Source organism: Arthrobacter sp. CAL618, from assembly GCF_000468215.1.
GTDB lineage: Bacteria > Actinomycetota > Actinomycetes > Actinomycetales > Micrococcaceae > Arthrobacter_D.
In genome coordinates, this window is sequence record NZ_ASZW01000073.1 from 55,871 (window position 1) to 57,648 (window position 1,778).

Below are 1,778 nucleotides of genomic sequence, written 5' to 3' on the forward strand. Positions count from 1 at the left end.
GCGGGAGCGGGTGGTGGAGGCACTCTCCACCGGGATGACGGCCTGGGTGCGAGTCAACGGCATCGAAACCGATTTCTGGGCCGACGACCTCGCGGCACTCTCCAAGGCTCCCGGACTACGCGGGGTCATGCTGGCCATGACGGAGAAGCCCGAGCAGGTCACCCACACCGCCATGCGACTTCAGGCGGGCACTCCGGTGCTGGCCCTGATCGAGTCGGCGCTGGGTATTGAGAACGCCACATCGATTGCCAGCGCACCGGGCACGTTCCGACTCGCGTTTGGCGTCGGTGACTTCCGGCGAGATACCGGAGCCTCCGACGAGCCGATGGCCTTGGCCTACGCCCGCGCCAAACTGGTGGTTGCTTCGCGGGTGGGTCAGCTGCCCGGCCCTATCGATGGTCCAACCGTTGGAGCGCTGGGGGACACCCTGCTGGAGGCCTGCAAGGTGACCGCCTCGATGGGCATGACCGGCAAGCTCTGCCTGCTACCTGACGCCACCGACACCATCAACAAGGGTCTCTCGCCGAGCGAGTCCGAGATTATGTGGGCGCATGAACTTCTCGTTGCGCATGAGGCTGGGGCCGTCGTCGGTGACGGATCCTATCTTCCCCGTCTGGCCCGAGCCCAGAAAATCTCTTCACTGGCCGATTCCTACGGACTGTGGAACGCCTAAACACCCACCTCGGACATAGAAACTGCCCTGCCCGTCAGGTCCGCCGCTAGCGGCAGATCTGACCCGCAGGGCAGTTTTTATGTGTCGGGCTATTGGTGCCGGTATTTGTTGACCATGGGGCAGTCGAAGGGGTCGCGTGCGGCGAGGCCTACCCGGTTGAGGTAGGACACTACTGCGCCGTAGGAGGCTGCGACGCCGACCTCGGTGTAGGGGACTTTGAGGCGTTCGCAATGCTCGCGGACGATCAGGGCGGCCTTGCGCAGGTGTGGGCGGGGCATGTCCGGGAACAGGTGGTGCTCGATCTGGAAGTTCAGGCCGCCGAAGGCGTTGTTGACGAAGTTGCCGCCGCGAATGTTGCGTGAGGTGAGGACCTGTTTCTGGAAGAAGTCCAGTTTGCTGTTCTTGGGGATGATCGGCATGCCCTTGTGGTTGGGGGCGAAGGAGGCTCCCATGTAGATGCCGAACACGGCCATCTGAACGCCGATGAAGGCAAACGCCATGCCGACGGGCAGGAACCAGAACAGGACGCCGAGATAGGCGCCGAACCGGATCGCGAGGAGAGCCAGTTCGATCCAGCGGCCCTGGACAGCCCCCGGCCGGAACAGGGTGCCGATCGACTTGGCGTGCAGGTTCAAACCTTCGAAGGTCAGCAGCGGGAAGAAGAGGTAGCCCTGGCGGCGGGTGATCCAGGCGTGGAGTCCCTTGGCTTTGGCTGCGTCTTCCTCAATGAAGGAAATGGTATCGATCTCAATGTCCGGGTCCTTGCCCACCACGTTGGGGTCGTTGTGATGGCGGGTGTGTTTATTCATCCACCACTGGTAGCTGATGCCGACGACGCCGGCGGCCAGGATCCGTCCGGACCAGTCGTTGGCCCCGCGGGTCTTGAAAATCTGCCGGTGGGAGGCCTCGTGGGCCAGGAACGCGATCTGCGTGAAGACGACGCCGAGCACGGCGGCGATCAATAACTGGAACCAGGTATCGCCCAGCAGGGCGAAACCGGTCCAGGCGGCACCCATGGTCAACGCCAGTGCAGCGAAGACGGAAACGTAAAAGCGGCGGCGACGGTTCAGCAGACCTTCTTTGCGTACCTGCTTCAGCAGCGTCG

General features: G+C 63.3%; 2 protein-coding genes. One reads left to right on the top strand and one right to left on the bottom strand.

Annotated features, from left to right (window positions below; genetic code table 11):
• A partial coding sequence (locus K728_RS18435) for an HpcH/HpaI aldolase/citrate lyase family protein (RefSeq protein WP_443110922.1) occupies positions 1-673 on the top strand: 673 nt, incomplete at its 5' end.
• A gap of 89 nt (positions 674-762) precedes the next feature.
• On the opposite strand, the gene K728_RS0104825 is transcribed toward K728_RS18435, so the two are convergent.
• Positions 763-1,778 (bottom strand): fatty acid desaturase family protein (locus K728_RS0104825; protein ID WP_024476017.1); only part of this gene is annotated, 1,016 nt, incomplete at its 5' end.